The organism is Blautia intestinalis, assembly GCF_014297355.1.
Lineage (GTDB): Bacteria > Bacillota > Clostridia > Lachnospirales > Lachnospiraceae > Blautia_A > Blautia_A intestinalis.
Genome location: NZ_JACOQE010000002.1, coordinates 1 through 16635, shown reverse-complemented (window position 1 = coordinate 16635; position 16635 = coordinate 1). Strand labels below are relative to the sequence as shown.

Sequence of the window (16635 nt, the reverse complement as noted above, 5' to 3'; positions counted from 1 at the left end):
AAAAAGGATTTCCGTCAATACTTTCAGCCTTTACTATAGTAAAATTTTATAGCGAACTTTTATAGCGCCAGAAATTTTTGACAGTTAAATTTTCCCCAGCCCTGCTGATTTCTCGGCAGTCCCATATCCTCCGTACTCTCCCATAACATCATTTTGACTTCAAGATTTGTAAGCAGCGGATCTTTTTCCAATGCAAGCGCAATTGCCCCGGAAACCAGCGGAGTAGACATTGACGTGCCGCTTTTCATGCTGTACAGATTGCCCGCTCCGGGTGAACATGCCATGATGTTTTTCCCCGGCGCCACCAGATCCGGTTTACACACACACTCAAACGTCGGCCCACGTCCTGAAACTGCCCGCTTCCCGGAAAGCATGTCGCTGGAACCGACTGTGATGATCTTTTTGCTGCACCCCGGAGCAGTGACGCTTCCCGGATCCGGCCCCTGATTGCCAGCCGCAGCCACCACCACAAGACCTTCGTCCCACAGCTTTTCTACCCCCTTTACAAGTACATCCTGCTCACTCCGTGTCCGATATGTTGTCCCCACAGAAATATTCACGATCCGGATATTATACCGCTGCCGGTTACATAAGATCCATTCAAATGCCTTCAGTACATCTTCTTTGTTTCCATTGCCAAAGCGATCCAGCACTTTCAGTGCCACAAGGTGACAGCCCGGTGCCGCACCCTTATATTTTCCCATTGACGCAGCGCCGCTCCCGGCAAGGATCCCGGCAACGCAAGTTCCATGTCCATTGTCATCATATGCTATTTTTTTATTTAAAATAAAATCCACAAAAGCACAGATTCTGCTGTCAAAATCTATATGCGGATAAATTCCTGTGTCAAGAATTGCCACTCCGATGCCTTTTCCAGTATAAAATGGCTGATTCATGCATATACTCCAAAAAGAGGATTTATAATACTATATTCCAGTCCACTCTAAAGGGGGTGTCTTTTTTGATCATAGTCGTACTCATTGTATTTTTCTGCCTGCAGGGATTTGTACTGTTTTGCTGCCTCGCCGCCGGCGATGATCCCGGCTCGCAGGAAGTCTCCGATCGGGAACAGATGGAATATATTGAAATGTGGATGGAGAAAAGAAAGAGGAAAGCCGGATGACTTTCCTCTGGACAATTTTGTGTGATTATCAGCATCGATTTGAATCTGTGTCATGTTTCTCGATGCTAAATTTGGATTTTGAATCCTGAGCAGATCGTTTCGCTGATTCAACAATTGTTTTTATTTCATAATCGGAAAGTCCTTCTGTAACCCATTTTGCTTTTTTCGCATGAGCAATTTTTTCTGTAATTCCCATTAGTGTTCCCCTTACTCTCCAATTTATTGAATTTCTCTTAATTATGTTCTGCATTATCCAGCATATTATTAATATTAAATGCTGGTAATACCACACATTCCATTCCTGGTTGTGCAGTTAATAGTGAGACCTGACTTCTCATATATGGCATCAAAATAGCAATTGCATTTTTATCAATCAACCGTTGTTTGTTAACTTCTTCTAATTGTTCCCCATAAATCTCAAAATATCCCGTCAGAATAATTTCAAACAAATATTCCTCTAGTTTATTTCCCTTGAGCGCTAACGAAACTTTATATAAATCCATTCCTTCCTTTTGAGCAATTCTCGATTCGATTTTCAATTTCAACTCGTGTTCAGACTCATCAAGTCCTAATCTTTCAAAGCTTATTTTTTCAAAAACAAGTCTACGCAAACGCAATGCACTTTTAATCTCTTTTTTATTTTCCATTTTTTTCTCCATCAAGCTGCGGTTCCTAACCATTCACTGCTTTCCCACATTCCATTATTACTGCAATTTACATACGTTGCAGAATTTGGTTCTCTTGAACAAAATCCCTTATCATATATTCTCTCGGATACTGTTGGTTTTATCTCAATGTCATAAGACAAATCAGACATATCTAAAAATTCCTCTATTCTGCAACCCAAAATACCATCGCAATTTTCTTTTATTTCCTCCACTATTGTTGTAAAGGAATTACTATATCCCTGCTGAAAGAACATTGAATCAAAAGATTTCACATATTTTTCCATATCACTTGTTAAAATCCTAAATTCAGCCCCTGACTCTGGCAAAACATTTACATCCAATTGTTCTTTCGTACATCTCTCAACACGGTCTAATGTAACATTCTCTCCTGAGCTTACTTTCCAAAATCTTTCATGTAGCAAAAATACATCTCGCATTGCAATTTCTCCATGAAACAATTTATATACTTCTCCTACCGAAAGACGTTCTACAATGTAATCTAGTTCTTCCATATCTATACACAAAACTATATAATATGATTTCTTACTTTTGCATAGAAAAAAAATAGGAACATCTAAATAATCCACCAAAACTTTTTCCAAAAAAAGTTTATCCTCTTCAATTATAAAACACAACTCTTTTTCCATTTTCACTCTTTCTCCAATTTGAATCCACTCACATCAGCCTCTTTATATAACCACCAACATACATGACCATTTTCTAATTTTGTTTCTTGCGGCCCACCTTCCATATGTACATATCCACTTGCCATTTTCTTTTTGGGATTCGGAAATTTCATCTTCATTTCAACTAATTCTTTATTCATAAAACTCGAAACCCCATAATAATGTGGATCACTTAAAAAGTCTTCCGAAGTCCCTCGGGGTCTTTTTTTAGGTGTCTTTCCAAGTTCAAAATAAGATTTGAAATCTTCTCTTGTGATAGGACTATAATCATCTTCATTTCGTTGTACTGCTCTATACGTCAATATAGGTTCATATTCTATTTGTACCAAATCTGGTAATTCGATTTCTCTTTTTAATAATTTCTGTTTTAAAACTTCAGGAAATTTCATACATAAATTTTCATCTATTTGCATATATTGTTTCCCACCTTATTTTTTCAAGTAAACAATATACACAATTTCAAAAGGATTGATTTATTATATCATTTACTTTATTTTATGTAAATATTCAAGTGTTCATTCAAAAACGTTTTTCTTGGTTTTGTTTTATATTTCCTTAAACTGCTCCAGCATTTTCATATATGTCTCAAGCATCCTCTTTTTGGATCCGGAAAGTTTTCGATATGAAGAAATGATCTCGCTCTCTTTCGCACTCAACTCCGTTGTGTTTTCGGGCATATCTTCATCATCCAGAAGATCCATTATAGAAATATCCAAAGCATTACACAGCTTATATACTGTATACATATACGGTTTGGTCTTTCCTCCCATCAGGGTATGCAAAGTAGAGGTTGACACATCTGCCTCTTTTGCGAGCGCATAATAAGAAATATTGTGCTTCTCACATTGCTCTCTTATATTCCGAATCAAATCCTCACATTTCTGCTCCGGATTGTATCTTTTCTTTTTCATCGCACCGTTCTTTTTGTCATTCGTATTTTTCTCTGACATTTTTGCATATTCCTTCCTCATTATGTTCTTAAGAGAAGCGAATAAAAACCTCTCTATAATAAATACGTAATAATAAGGAAAAAATCACTCTAAAATTCAAAATTTTATCAATTTTTGCAAAAATACCTTTGTATTTTAATGGCTGGTAGGTCCACAATCACCACAATACAGTGGTTTAGACACTTCACTCTTCTCCTTTCCTCTGGAAGGAGCTCCTGAGCCACAGTCCCCTGATACGAAATCACTATCTATAAAAGTTCCCTGATATTCTCTTTTCGTTTTGTAAACAACTAATTTTTCTATTTTTCCTTTTAATTCTCGTTTCACTTTTATTTTCTCCTTTTACAAATCATTCTCATAACCAATGCAATATGCAGCTACCACCACATTTTTCCCACATATCACATTTTATGCATTTCTTCATGGGACATCCTGCCAGCTTATTATATAGGCTGATAATGTCCGGTTTTCTATAAACCTCAACCATACTTCCGTAATCCCAAAAGTCTTTCTGATAGTTTCCCATTACTATATGCCGTAATTCATTACACAGAATAATATTTAAATCAGGATCTACAAAAATCCCCTGCTGTTTCTTCACAGCACATGTAGACATTACTCTTTTTGAATTCATAAATTGCTTCAAAAAATTCGAATCGTAACGACAAAACGGCTGATTTAAACGTATGTAAGAAACAATTCCTGCCTTCTCCAGTTCCTGTGCTATAACCTGTAACGGCTCCGCCGAATTTTCCTTTATAATTTCGTCTGATTCTGTAACATATGGTCTGATATCATGTAAAACAATCTCATGCAATCCATAATATCTCAGAAAATGTACAAAATCAGATATCATAGACTGGCTTAAGATTTCTGTACAATTATAATTAGCTCTGATACACAATCTTTTTTCTCTCAAATTTTCGATTGCACTGCAAAATTCAGCAAATGCTTTTTCATCCGAAAATTTTTCAAATGATTTTTCATTAAATCCTTTTATAGATATTGTGATATCTTTTAGATTTTTTTGCCTACACACATCTTTGCAGAAATCTTTTTCCGAAAATCTGATTGCATTGGTAAATAAATGTACTTCCTGCTCTTTTAATTTTCTTAGTATCTCCACAAACTGTGGATGTATTGTCGGTTCTCCGCCAATCAGAGCAATCGACGTAATATTATTTTTAATGATATCTTCGTAAAACTTTACAAACAACTCAAACTTCAATAACCTGTGTTGTTTTTCCTGATTGTAACACCATTTACAATGTAAATTGCATGTGGTATTAAGATTCAATGTCACAATATTGCATAACTGATGTCTCATAGTTCTTTTTGGTATCTTCAAATCGCGTAATGTATTCTTTTATCCATGTTCGTCCAGTCTCTGTCTGGTTATCAATAAGCATTACATTTTTGCTGAAGGTATACTCTTTCTTATCCATTTCGTATTTTAAATTTCCTAATATCAGGTATTTATCGTCAAAAATATAATACCCTTCATCCGGATGATAATTGAAACGAAAAATATCAAGCTCTTTAATTTTATGGTCATTTTCAAGCATATGTTTCCAATTCAAAATTGCATTATCAATCGCACCTTCCATCGATTGATCATAATATTCATCATTCTTATTATCATATTCTCGAAGCATAATTTCTGCATGGTTAATAGAAATATCGTTTATTAAACGAAGCATTTGCACAGATTTAAATGTTGAAATTGCAAAGATTCTTAACTTTTCAGTCTTTTGGTTTTTCAGAGCTATCTGAAACGCATCATTTAAGTCTGTAATCTTAAATCCTTTGACTTTTTTCTGGTTGCTTGCCCGTATAGAATTTATCCAATTTTCCAGTTTAATTCTTACACTGTTTTTCTTTCTTATATCTCCCCATGTGATTCCCTCAAGATCACTCGCAAGTTTTGGTCTACCGTCGCACAGAAAAATCGTATTAGCTTTTGAAAGTTTTCCTGAAAACAGGCCATATTCCAGCAATACATTATCCCGCACTGTCATGGTGCTTTCACCTCTGAACCAAATTTGGTCATCTTCTCCAAATATGAATATAGCCGCATCTACGTTCTCGCTTAAATCAATAAGCGCATCCCATGTATAAGCACCCAAAGGAAAAACCTCCGGTTCATTCCACAATACTGGTTCTACATTCATGCCTTCCAGCCAGCTTCCAACCTCAATTGCCATATTTAATCGTTCTCCGGAACTTGCAATAAATATTCTCATATGCCCTCTTCCTCCTGCTAAAATAAAAAGCGCCCTAAACGAGCGCTTTCCTAAAATTCAACATCATAGCTTGGAATACTTATATATGGAACACCTTGTGGTTCCTCAAGATCCCGTCTTGTTATGTCAAATTCCTGATTATCTTCATCTATTGGTGATCTCCTGATCCAATTACCCGGAAATATATCCGGTTCCCCACCATAGCAGACTTCCTTTCTCTCCTTAATTGAAATCATAAGCTGTTCCACCCTGCAAATTCATCAATTTTTTATATTATCACTTATCTTTTTACTTATATTTTTCTCAGCGCCATAATTTATTCTATCACACATTTCGCATTTTCATCCTTTCGGTTTCACGATATAATAATTCGGTCTTTCGAATGCTCTGAGTGTTTTCAGGTCAATTCTCCGCCTTTTCTATTATACAGATGTGCACCTTTGTCTTTTTATCATAGCTGATTCCCACAAGTAAAATTTTGCCAGTGTACTGTCTTACTGTATCCGGATATTTTTTCTCTTTTATCTGCTGTATTGCAGTCTGTGCGCCTTTATTCCATTTGAGTTCCACCACTAATGCAGGATAATTACTGATATATTCCGGCTTTGGTATAAATACAAAATCTGCAAAGCCTCTTCCTGACGGCAATTCCCTGACTGGCTTAAAGTAATACTTCATCGCACTTAAATAACCGATTGTGAGCACACTGCTCAGAGAATTTTCATCATTATATTGAATCATAGACACATATTCTGTATGAATTCTCTCTATTTGCTTTGCAACCTGATCTGATTCCAGATTCAATGTAGCTTCCAGCAATGCATCTGATTCCTGTTGAAAATTCATCCACTCATTCCACTTCTTACGTTTTACCGCCTTCGTAAGCTCCTGACGGATTTCTTCATTCGGAATAAATGCAGTCTGATTATTTTCATCATATCCCAAATACCCCAGATGGATCAGGTATGTCAATACATCATCTCTGTTTGCAAAACTGATTGTGTCATTCTGAAATGAACTTACATCCACTTCAACTGCTGTCCCGGAAATCATCTCGATTATGGCAGTTTTCAACCCATCAAAATCCATATTTATAAGAGGCACAACCACTTCATAAGTACCGGTATCCGACCAATAGTTTTTGTACTTTCCCCGAGTCATCAAACTCACAACTGCTTTCGGATTATATACCTGATATTCCTCCAGTATATAGCCGTCATACCACTGCTTTACTTTAGTATAATCCTGATTATATTTTGCACAAAGTCCTTTTACTTCCTCTTCTGTAAAACCTATATACGGAGCCAGCACAGAAGCGTCCAACATTGTAAATTCAGAAAAATTGTTAAGTGCTGACTGTGTTCTTATTTTTTTAATCGGAAGAATACCTGTCAGATAAGCAAGCTGAATATATTTTGTCGGCTCACTTCCCTTAAACAGGCCTCTGAGAAATCCTATATACTCATCCTGTACCTTCTGGTTCAGTGCTTCATCTCTGATCAGGACATCCCACTCATCAATAATTACTACAAATTTCTTTCCCGTTGCTGCATTAATTCTGGATAATGCTCCATATACTTTCTCATCATTATCCGGCACAATATCCGGATAAATTTCCTGCAATTCCGAAATCAGATGTTCATTCATATAGGCAACTGTATTTTCCGGTGAACCGGCGTCCATCATACACCATTGTACATCCAGATGAATCACATCGTATTTATTCAAATGTTTCTTAAAATCGCTTTTTCGGCTGATTTCCAGCCCCTCGAACAATTCTTCTGAATCACATGAACAGCTGTAATATGCCGTAAGCATATCCGCTGTAATCGACTTTCCAAATCGCCTTGGACGACTGTTACAGATAAATGCCTGTGTGGTATTCATCACTTTATTTGTATATTCGATCAATCCTGTTTTATCGATGTATATTTCTGAATTTAAAGCAACCCGAAACGCTTCATTTCCCGGATTTACAAATCGGCCCATTTCCACACCTCACAATCAAAAAAAGGTTCACGATATCAATAAAATAATGATACCATGAAACCTTTTTTCCGTAAAGAAAATCGCCCCAACTCTCGCCTATATGTCGAATATTTTTTATGAATAATACTATATACATACCTGCCATATTTCTCTATTGCGGCTTCATTTCCCAGACGCGGATTCATCTGGTACAATTTCATAATTTTTTCATCTGTTATTTCTTCCTGTTTTTCCTGAAAACATTCAATTTTCACTGGCAACTTCTTCATTGACACCAACGCCTCACCTCCACCACCATATAAAAATTCCACACTATTCAATATAATCCGTATTCTTCGTTTTTTCTAAGTCATCTTTTTTCCATAAGGGTAAACAATACTCCTCCCAAAATCCATCTTTTTTTTCTATTGAAATTGTCCTGCATAAAGCCTGTCCCGATTTGGTAAAAATAACATTGCCAATAGGTAATTTCTCTCTCTTTGTATTCACTTCGCACTTCAAATCAAAATAATGCACCACTATTTTGGTTTTTATATTTTTTGTATTTTCCATTTCATAACCTGTTGCAAACGGTCCAAAATCCATTTCAATTAACCCAAGAGCACTAAGACTAACTAATTTATCAAAAGTCAGCCCCCACTTCTTATATTCGTCAAATTTTTTATCCATTATAACGGGTTGATATTCGTCCTCAACTCTTATTGCCAAAGAGCATAATATAGTAAAAGTTTCCGCATCCTCTCTGTCCATTTGTGCCAATATATATATAAGACTTCTAGGTATATTATTGTCTTCACATTCTGCTGCCAAAACTTTTCCCCATATTTTTTGAACTTCTTTATTTGAAATAAGTCTTGCTTTATCCATAAAAACCGCAATCCAATCATCATCTACTTCTTCAAATCTACCTTCTGTTTGTAAAGAAGCAAGCGCCACCTCTACTATGTCTTTCTGATTACAGTATTCCTTTATTGTTTTCTTCGCCCGACTAATCAAAGCAGCCTTCGTCAATGGATCATAATTGCTATTTTGAATATCTTCAATATACGTATTGACAGCAATCTTGGCAGGTGTCTTTCGACTGGCAATCCAGCCCGCCCCAGAGGTCAATTTATCTATTAAATTGTTTGCAACATCAGATATTCCACTGCAATCAATTAAATTAAATTTTTGTTCTTCACTCATCTTTCGTTTTCCCTTAAGGCCTTTGTTTTTACAGGTCACCATATTAAAGCATCGGCTTATTTATTCACCGACGCAACTCTAATATCAATAAACAATACTTCTCACAACTTCAGTCAATAAGTTCAAAGCGATATTTTTGTTTCACTTCTGGATATTTCTTATGATCTACCTCAGATACAAACATATCATATGGTCGAACATAAATGCCATAATTACCATACAAAGCCTGATAAACAACATATTGTTCACCTGTCTCAGAATGCTCCGCAACACATAAAACCAGATACTTATTTCCTTTAAAATGCTTATATTTTCTATTAATTTCTATTTTTCTCATGTTCACATACTTATTCTTTTTTAGTAATATCTTTATCTATTATCAACGCATACACTTTTTTGAAAAAAGTATATATGTATGTACAAAGACATATTCCAATCAATACAGCTAAAGCAATCAAAGTTACCAGAACGTAACAATCCGCAAACCATTTTTCTTTCGCAACAGATATAAGGTCAGTCGCTTGGTTTACCGCTAACCCAACCAGAAATGCCAGAAAGAACCCCTCTGTCATCAAATTCTTTAACTCTGTAATTTTCTGCCTGTTAAGCTCCTTTTTCATTTCTATATCGGCTTCCTGCATCACTTGTTGCTTATACTCTTCTTTTATCTCATTAATAATTCGCTGCCTTTTCTGTTCTTTTAAAGCATCCATGACTTCATTCTTATCTTCCGAAGATGCGCTCTTCTCTATTATATCTTCTTTCAACCTCATAACAGTATCAAGAACTTTATCTAATTCACTCATACTAATTTAACATTTCATCCCATATAGAATCCAAAAATTTGTCATCAAACTTCGCACCTCTGAATGCACCATTTTCGTTCTGATAATGTACATCTTCTCTATTTTTATACAATTTTTCAGAAGACGGTACTTCTTCCAGTTCTTCAAAAACTAATTGTGCAATTGTATAGTCAGGATAAATATGAATCGGGTACTCTGTCGCATTAAACAATCCTATTCTTAAATGTCCTGAATACGTTGAATTACAATGCTGATCTGTAACCAATAAACCAAGCCTTGTATATCTGGTCTTTGGTCGTAAATGAACTGTAATATCATCCGGCACTTTTAAAGTTTCCCTTAAAGATACAAGTAAATATTGCTTCGGAGAAATAATATATCCATTTTCCGATATATCTATATTTATATATATATTATCCACCGTTTCCTGTTTAGAAATATCAATACAATGTATTTCTTTGCTCAACTCCGTTATTTCAGTACCAATAGTCACATCATACGATTCACTCTGCAGATTGCTTTCATTAAACGGAACTATAAGTTCTTCCTTCTTTACCAATTCTCTTATTTTTTTATCAGTCAATACCATAGCAACATGCATCTCCTAAATTCTTATATTCATTTATTATATCACCGCCATAATTTAATTCAACTACTATTTCTTCTTCATGCAATAAAAAAACTTCCTCGTGGCCAGGAAGTCTTTTTGCTTTAATTATTTAACTCTTACTTTAATCTTCTTGGTAACTGTCTTGTAGTTTGCCTTCTTAACAGTTACAGTGATTGTGTAAGTGCCTTTTTTAGCTTTTTTAGCAACTGAAATTCTACCGTTCTTGCTAACTTTTACAGCTTTAGAGTTGCTGGATTTCCACGTAACAGTTCCGGTTTTCTTTTTAACCTTAACTGTAGCAGCTTTTCCTCTCTTGAGGGAGAGTTTGCTCTTGGAAACAGATACCTTCTGAGTTGCAGGTTTGATCGTGTAAGTAACAGTTTTTGTATATCCTGCGTATTTACCAATACCTTTAATGGTGATCACTTTTTTGCCGGCAGATTTCATGTTCTTCGGATAATAAACTTTGAAGTCTTTGTTAAGCTTCAGAGTTTTCTTACCTGCTTTAACAGTCTTGATCGCCGGTTTCTGTTTCTTACCATTATAAGTAGTACTGGTTTTCTTCAGAGTTGCGCTTGTAAAAGTCTTTTTAACCGGTGAATTTGAGGCTGCCATTGTCGGTACTGTCATAGTTCCGAAAAGAACTGTGATAGCCAGCATTACAACAGCCAACTTTTTAAACATTTTCATTTCAACTCACCTCTTCATTACACTGTGCCTTAATTAAAAGGCTTATAAAACTTGTAAATCTATGATAAACAGCCCCGCCACGAAAAACTGTTTATACCAAACTCAATATACAGGCATTATTTCTTAGATTTTTTGTTCTCTTCTTCTGCCTGCGGTCCATAGCCATACTGTCCATAATGACCGTATTTGCCATATTTGCCGTAGTGACCATATTTTCCGTATCGTCCTCCGGCACCCTCAACACAGTTCAATACCGTGCCGAGAAGTTTACAGCCCGCCTGATCTATCTCATGCAGGGACTGGCGAATGATCGTCTTTGGAACAGAACCTGCTCTGATAACAAGAAGGGCTCCATCACACATAGACGCAATCAGCGCTCCATCAGATACGCTTCCGAGCGGAGGTGTATCGATGATCACAAACCTGTATTCTGTCGCAAGTTTATCCAGAAGCTCTCTGAATCGTATATCCTCCAGAAGTGGAGATGGATTCTCCAGAAGCTGTGTACACGGAACAATACTTGCATTTTCAATATTTGTCTTATATACAACCTCATCATATTCCGCAAGACCGGAAAGATAATGATTCAGTCCCTTTTTGTCCGAAACATCCACCTGAACACTTTTCATCAGGACGGAATTACGCAGATCCACATCAACAAGTACACTCGGAAATCCTGCCTCTGCAAGCATTTTCCACAGATATACAGCTACCGTACTCTTTCCCTCGTTCGGGAGGCAGCTCGTCAGCATGATCTTCTTGGTATTTTTGCCACAGAATTTAACGTTTATTCGAAGACGGTTCATCGCTTCTTCCACTGCGTAAGGAAGATCCGGAAATACCAGTTTCAGTTCATCCATTTTTCTTTCTCCTTTTTTTCTTACTGCTGTGTGTTGTTTCCATCTGTGCCACCTGGTCACTCTCCGGAATCACAGTCAACGGAACAAGTCCGAAATATTTCTCCATATCTTCCGCTGTATGAATGGTATCATCCATCAGATATCTGACAATCAGGACACCCGCACAGAGGATCAGACCAAGAAGTCCCCCCATCATTGTGTACCTGGAATAGCTCGGTGCCGCTTTATATTCCGGAAGTTTTGCATGCTGCGCAATGTTCGGTGCCTTCGTACTCATGGTATCCGGCAGATAAGACACAGCCTCCACCGCCATCGTCTCGGCAAGATCCATCGACAGCTGCGGATCTGTCGTTGTTGCAGTGATCTGCAGTACACGTGTATCTGTCGGATTGTTTAACGTATACAGCTGTTTCAGCTGATTGTAATCCATATCGAGATCCAGCTTTTCGATCACACGGTTCAGTACCGGGTAGCTCAACATCAGTTCCTCATAATCAGAGGTCAGTGAAGTACCGAGGTTCAGGTCATTCAGGTTTACTACGGAATCATCTGACGTAGAAACTATGTAAAGCTTGGAAGTTGACTGATATGTCGGCTGAATGCAGAAAAATGAATATGCATTCAGAAGCAGTGCTCCTGCCAGCAGACAGATCAGCAGATAATGCCAGTTATCCAACAGCATATACGCAAGATCCAGCAGATCAATCTCCATTTCTTCATTTTGTTCTTTCTGGTTCATATTTTATCTCCTTTTAATTTTTTTCATAAAAAAGCTCAATTATCGCCTGCTGCAGACTGTCTTCATCCGGTGTGAACGTCTGCCATTCATCCTCGTCAAGGCCATAAGTTCCGCTTATTGAAAGCTTTTCATCTTCGTTTTCGTCGGAAAGTAAAAGTGCCAGCCTGCAGAACTTCTTCGCACTGATATCTGTCGTCATATATTCCTCCAGTGCATGATAAACCTCAAGCGGAAACTTGTTGTCCTCATTACATTTCGTCCTGAAAGCAGACTTAAATGCCTCCTCGTAACTGCTCTGGCGATGCATTCTGTTTTCATTTCTTCCGTCCGCAACTTCTTTTCGCTGTCTCACGTAGTTCTCGGCATGCTCGCCCATCAACGTGACAGTCTCACCCATTTTCAGAGTCGGATCCACTTCCGAAAAGTCATCCTCAATCGTAACGGTAACACCGCCAACCATATCATTCACGACCGAAACAGCTCCCACATTGACCATCGCATATCCATCGATCGTGGCATCGCCCAGCAAATGTGACACCGCATCTACCGTATTCTCTGCACGCACTTTCTGATCCAGTCCCATCGAATGTGCAAGTGAGATCTGAATATCCGTCGTCGCCAGACAGGTTCCGTCATCATCCAGACTCTTTACTTCCGTAATGGTATTTCTATCAATGGTAAGCAGCTTACATTCATCTGTAGATCTGTCCCTGACGATCACGACCAGTACATCGCATTGTCCGGTACCATCATATTCTTTCAATTCCTGTACCTTGCCCGGCGAATCAATTCCGGTGATCAGATATGTCTCAATATTTCCCTTGCGGGTATATGTCTGGTCTTTATATGTAATTGTATCGCGGCTGTCTACGCTGTTGTCATTATTGAATCGGTAATGATCCGCCATTCCAAGAACCAGCGCAACAAACACAATTCCAACAATCAGGACAGCTGCCGCAATGCCAAGGCCCTTATACAGCCTCTTTTTGTCCTGTCGTCTCCTGTATCCCGACATAAATTCTCACTTCCGTTAAAAAATCTGATTCAAAAATACCTGTCCGCCCGCCGGATTCATCACTTCACAGGCCATCACCGCAACCAGCAGAACAAATAATATGCAGCTGATGATAATCGCAGTCTTTCTTGACATACTGTTTCCCCCTATCCTGCTCACTATAATCAGTTAATTTCCAAATAAAAGAGCTTCTCCCTGCCGGTCTATCCTCTGCAGGAGTTCCTCTCCACATTTTTTCTTTATGATCTCCCTGCCCGTCAGAAGATCCGGTACACGATGATGTGCGCCGTGACAATCACTTCCGAGGACATGTGCACTTCCGGACCGGAACATTTTCAACAGGTATCTCCTGTGTCTCCAGTCCTGAAGCCCCTCACTGTTAATCTGTATCCTGACCGGAATCTCCAAAAGGCTCCTGATGCCCTTTTTATTTCCCGGAATCCAGATAAAACGCTCCAGATGCGCGATCAGAACATTAAATCCCCGATCCCGCACAAGCACCTCAACTTCATGAATATTCTGCGAGGTCCATGGCGCAAATGGCATCTCCAGCAGCAGAACTCGTGTATTCTGTATCGTCAGATCTTCGATAAGCTCTGCCTTACTGATTCCGTCAAAAAAAGCCACTTCACTTCCCGTCAAAATCTGCGGTACATCCGAAATACTCTCCTTATGAACAGCTTCCTTCAGACTGTTATACGCATCTTCTCTTCTGTTCAAAAAGGCATCTACCCTGTCATGGGATGCATAGAAATGCGGCGTCGCGATCATGTAGTCAACCCCCTGGCTGCTCACCTGCCGCAACATTGCCAGTGATGTCTCCAGATTTCTGGCTCCATCATCAATTCCCGGCAAAATGTGAGAATGAAAATCTATAACACTCATTTTTCTCTTCTCTCTATCATAATATTAATCAATTTCACAGCAAAAAGACAGTTCCCCCGATTTTGCCGATGGTATGATATCATATTTTTTCTTTTATAACAACTCATTTTCAAAATAACCGTGTTTTTTTTCAAATACGTGAATTATGTGTCAGAATTTGCCACTCTGTTGCCTTTTCCGGTATAAAATGGCTGATTCATGCATATACTCCAAAAAGAGGAAAGCCTGATGACTTTCCTTTTTCATTTTTAACGCTTCTCCACAGCGACCCTGCAACGCTTCTTATAGAATGCAATCCCATGCTCTTTTCTCTCCCATACTTATTCGTGCAGCTCCAGCGGCAGGCCATCCGGGTCATGGAAGAAAGTCATCTTCTTTCCAGTATAATCGTCAACTCGAATCGGCTCACAGAAGATTCCGACTTCCGCCAGCTCCTTCACTGTCTGTTCCACGTTATCAACGTAAAACGCAAGGTGGCGCAGCCCACAGGCCTCCGGGCGGTTCACACGCTTCGGCGGGTTTTCCTCAGCGAAAATCTCCAGCTCCGTGTATTCATTGACACGTAGATCCAACTTCCAGTCCTTACGTTCTGGACGATAGTTTTCTCTGATGACAGAGAATCCCAGCTTATTCACATAGAAATCCTTAGCTGCTTCGTAATCAGATACTATGATTGCAATGTGGTGTATTTTTGATAAGTTCATTTTGTATTACGCTCCATTTCTTTGTCGTTCATACTTTTTCTCCCATCCTATAACTCACAGCCTCTTCATTCATTACCAAACCAGCTTACAGTCAGCCACACCAACAAGGCTGTCCATGAAAACTTCATTCAGACGCTTTTCTACATCCTCTCTGGTAATGCCCTTTTTCAGGATCACCTGAAGGAAACCACCTCCGCCGGCTCCACACACAAGCCGGCCGTCGATCATTTCCTCAATGCTGCTGAAAATCTGTTCGATCAGCGTATTGCTGCTTCCGGCATCTACCTTCTCGCTAAGCTCCCAGTGATAGTCCAGCAGCTTTGCAAATCCATCTACATTACCGCGTTCAAGTTCAAATCTCATCAATGCAGCTGTCTTCTGAATTTCTTCCAATGCAAATAAACTGTCCGGTTCATTTCCAACGTATCTTCCGACAACATCACGAAGAAGATTTCTTGCCAGTCTTCTCTGACCTGTATAAATCAGAACAAATCTCTCATCAAGCTCTTTCCTTGCACTTTCCGGAATCTCCACATGAGTCACCTTGATCTCCTGCTTTAATCCCGGCATTGAAGAAATATATTTCAGGCCAGGCGTTGCTCCGCCAACCTGATCCTGCCAGCCGCCTCCTGTAGACATGATCTGTTCCATTGCAAGAACATGCGCATATAAATCTTCCTCGGTAAATTCAATTCCTGTAAATTCAAAAACTGCCTTTACACAGGCTGCCGAAAGAATTGAGGATGTTCCCAGTCCAGAGCCCTTCGGTACATCCGTAACCTCGGAATGCATAACAAAACCGCCCCCGAGACGTCTCAGTATATCTTCAAGCTTATATCCCTTTTGCGGAATAATTCCACAGGCAAGCAAACACGCCTTTTGCAGCGCAAAAGGATCAAACGGATCACCGGTTGCCTGAAGAGGTTCAATCGTATCGAACTCACCATGTACATCCATATCCCTGCTGTCAAATACTATTTTGAGTTCATCAATCCGTTCCAGTGTAACCTCGACCGGTTTTTTCCCGTTAAGAAGTATTGCCACATTTAATACCGTGCCGCCATTTTCATTACAGTATGGCGGAGTATCACTCCAGCCGCCACCCCAGTTTACACGAAGCGGCAGATTTACGGTATGCCTGTCCGTAACAATTCTGGCATTTTCATTATAACTCAGACTCTTTACCGTTGCTTCCAGCATCTCCGCCTGGATTATATGAAAACACTCCTGAATCTCGTTTTCATCCTCGAGTACGACGCCAAGATAATAATGAAGACGCATTCTTTCGCCAAATTCCGATTGAGATTTCACCTGTTTTAAGAAATTTAATAACTGTTATATTTTATTATTAAATTCTTCGCACCCCCTTGAAAACACTGGATTTGTCGCAGGTGAGCTTTCCCTTATTATTTCCCTTGTGTTATATCGTCCCATCAGTGTTTATGCACTCTGATAAGGGCAAATACAAGGGCAAGAAAAATC

23 protein-coding genes and 1 pseudogene are annotated in these 16635 nt (G+C 38.7%); 1 reads left to right on the top strand and 23 read right to left on the bottom strand.

The genetic code is table 11. From position 1 onward, the window contains the following. Positions 1–59: 59 nt before the first annotated feature. The gene (locus H8Z79_RS04125) at positions 60–896 is read right to left on the bottom strand and encodes a S8 family peptidase (protein WP_015542827.1); all 837 of its coding nucleotides are present in this window, start codon (positions 894–896) and stop codon (positions 60–62) included. A 65-nt stretch (positions 897–961) separates the two neighbouring features. Here H8Z79_RS04125 and H8Z79_RS04120 point away from each other — a divergent pair, with 65 nt between their 5' ends. Further along, positions 962–1123, top strand: coding sequence for a hypothetical protein (locus H8Z79_RS04120; protein WP_178706714.1), 162 nt, complete (start codon positions 962–964; stop codon positions 1121–1123). A gap of 28 nt (positions 1124–1151) precedes the next feature. On the opposite strand, the gene H8Z79_RS04115 is transcribed toward H8Z79_RS04120, so the two are convergent. The 22 genes and pseudogenes from H8Z79_RS04115 to H8Z79_RS04010 form a co-directional block, all read right to left on the bottom strand. Continuing rightward, positions 1152–1319: a hypothetical protein gene (locus H8Z79_RS04115; RefSeq protein WP_015542828.1), complete on the bottom strand. Its 168-nt coding sequence runs from the start codon at positions 1317–1319 to the stop codon at positions 1152–1154. A 37-nt stretch (positions 1320–1356) separates the two neighbouring features. Continuing rightward, entirely contained in the window at positions 1357–1770 is a 414-nt protein-coding gene (locus H8Z79_RS04110) for a protein-export chaperone SecB (RefSeq protein WP_207726324.1), read from the bottom strand. 11 nt (positions 1771–1781) lie between these two features. Beyond that, positions 1782–2438, bottom strand: coding sequence for a hypothetical protein (locus H8Z79_RS04105; RefSeq protein ID WP_015542830.1), 657 nt, complete (start codon positions 2436–2438; stop codon positions 1782–1784). Between the two features lie 2 nt (positions 2439–2440). Continuing rightward, entirely contained in the window at positions 2441–2890 is a 450-nt protein-coding gene (locus H8Z79_RS04100) for a hypothetical protein (protein WP_015542831.1), read from the bottom strand. Positions 2891–3022: 132 nt separating this feature from the next. After that, complete coding sequence (locus H8Z79_RS04095) at positions 3023–3427, bottom strand: helix-turn-helix domain-containing protein (RefSeq protein WP_015542832.1); 405 nt, start codon at positions 3425–3427, stop codon at positions 3023–3025. A gap of 135 nt (positions 3428–3562) precedes the next feature. Beyond that, positions 3563–3754 (bottom strand): hypothetical protein, encoded by a 192-nt coding sequence (locus H8Z79_RS04090; protein ID WP_118039467.1) that lies wholly within the window; start codon positions 3752–3754, stop codon positions 3563–3565. A gap of 28 nt (positions 3755–3782) precedes the next feature. Next, on the bottom strand, positions 3783–4754 hold the full coding sequence (locus H8Z79_RS04085) for a radical SAM protein (protein ID WP_118039468.1): 972 nt from the start codon (positions 4752–4754) through the stop codon (positions 3783–3785). Then, a complete protein-coding gene (locus H8Z79_RS04080; protein ID WP_015542833.1) occupies positions 4714–5670 on the bottom strand; it encodes a nucleotide-binding protein in 957 nt (318 codons plus the stop codon). Before H8Z79_RS04080 ends, H8Z79_RS04085 begins: the two co-directional genes overlap by 41 nt. 50 nt (positions 5671–5720) lie before the next feature. Then, entirely contained in the window at positions 5721–5906 is a 186-nt protein-coding gene (locus H8Z79_RS04075; protein ID WP_015542834.1) for a hypothetical protein, read from the bottom strand. A 166-nt stretch (positions 5907–6072) separates the two neighbouring features. Beyond that, complete coding sequence (locus H8Z79_RS04070; RefSeq protein ID WP_015542835.1) at positions 6073–7659, bottom strand: AAA family ATPase; 1587 nt, start codon at positions 7657–7659, stop codon at positions 6073–6075. Between the two features lie 35 nt (positions 7660–7694). Then, positions 7695–7934 carry a hypothetical protein gene (locus H8Z79_RS04065; RefSeq protein WP_147348990.1) on the bottom strand — a complete coding sequence of 80 codons (240 nt, stop codon included), beginning with the start codon at positions 7932–7934 and terminating at the stop codon, positions 7695–7697. A 37-nt stretch (positions 7935–7971) separates the two neighbouring features. Then, on the bottom strand, positions 7972–8844 hold the full coding sequence (locus H8Z79_RS04060; RefSeq protein WP_182001876.1) for a DUF2806 domain-containing protein: 873 nt from the start codon (positions 8842–8844) through the stop codon (positions 7972–7974). Between the two features lie 112 nt (positions 8845–8956). Continuing rightward, positions 8957–9181, bottom strand: a pseudogene (locus H8Z79_RS04055) (DUF1653 domain-containing protein); the annotation flags it as partial. Between the two features lie 10 nt (positions 9182–9191). Further along, positions 9192–9650 carry a hypothetical protein gene (locus tag H8Z79_RS04050; protein ID WP_118039470.1) on the bottom strand — a complete coding sequence of 153 codons (459 nt, stop codon included), beginning with the start codon at positions 9648–9650 and terminating at the stop codon, positions 9192–9194. Between the two features lies 1 nt (position 9651). Further along, positions 9652–10239: a dCTP deaminase gene (gene dcd / locus H8Z79_RS04045; RefSeq protein WP_015542839.1), complete on the bottom strand. Its 588-nt coding sequence runs from the start codon at positions 10237–10239 to the stop codon at positions 9652–9654. Between the two features lie 126 nt (positions 10240–10365). Then, positions 10366–10950 (bottom strand): Ig-like domain-containing protein, encoded by a 585-nt coding sequence (locus H8Z79_RS04040; RefSeq protein ID WP_015542840.1) that lies wholly within the window; start codon positions 10948–10950, stop codon positions 10366–10368. A gap of 116 nt (positions 10951–11066) precedes the next feature. After that, entirely contained in the window at positions 11067–11810 is a 744-nt protein-coding gene (locus H8Z79_RS04035; RefSeq protein ID WP_015542841.1) for a CpsD/CapB family tyrosine-protein kinase, read from the bottom strand. Then, complete coding sequence (locus H8Z79_RS04030) at positions 11803–12549, bottom strand: YveK family protein (protein ID WP_015542842.1); 747 nt, start codon at positions 12547–12549, stop codon at positions 11803–11805. The genes H8Z79_RS04035 and H8Z79_RS04030 overlap by 8 nt, the downstream gene beginning before the upstream one ends. Before the next feature lie 13 nt (positions 12550–12562). Beyond that, complete coding sequence (locus H8Z79_RS04025; protein ID WP_187002733.1) at positions 12563–13564, bottom strand: LCP family protein; 1002 nt, start codon at positions 13562–13564, stop codon at positions 12563–12565. A gap of 168 nt (positions 13565–13732) precedes the next feature. Next, positions 13733–14449, bottom strand: a complete 717-nt coding sequence (locus H8Z79_RS04020) for a CpsB/CapC family capsule biosynthesis tyrosine phosphatase (RefSeq protein WP_118039472.1) — start codon at positions 14447–14449, stop codon at positions 13733–13735. 320 nt (positions 14450–14769) lie between these two features. Further along, entirely contained in the window at positions 14770–15153 is a 384-nt protein-coding gene (gloA2, locus tag H8Z79_RS04015; protein ID WP_118039473.1) for an SMU1112c/YaeR family gloxylase I-like metalloprotein, read from the bottom strand. 72 nt (positions 15154–15225) lie between these two features. After that, the gene (locus tag H8Z79_RS04010; RefSeq protein WP_187002732.1) at positions 15226–16434 is read right to left on the bottom strand and encodes a GHMP family kinase ATP-binding protein; all 1209 of its coding nucleotides are present in this window, start codon (positions 16432–16434) and stop codon (positions 15226–15228) included. Positions 16435–16635: the final 201 nt, after the last annotated feature.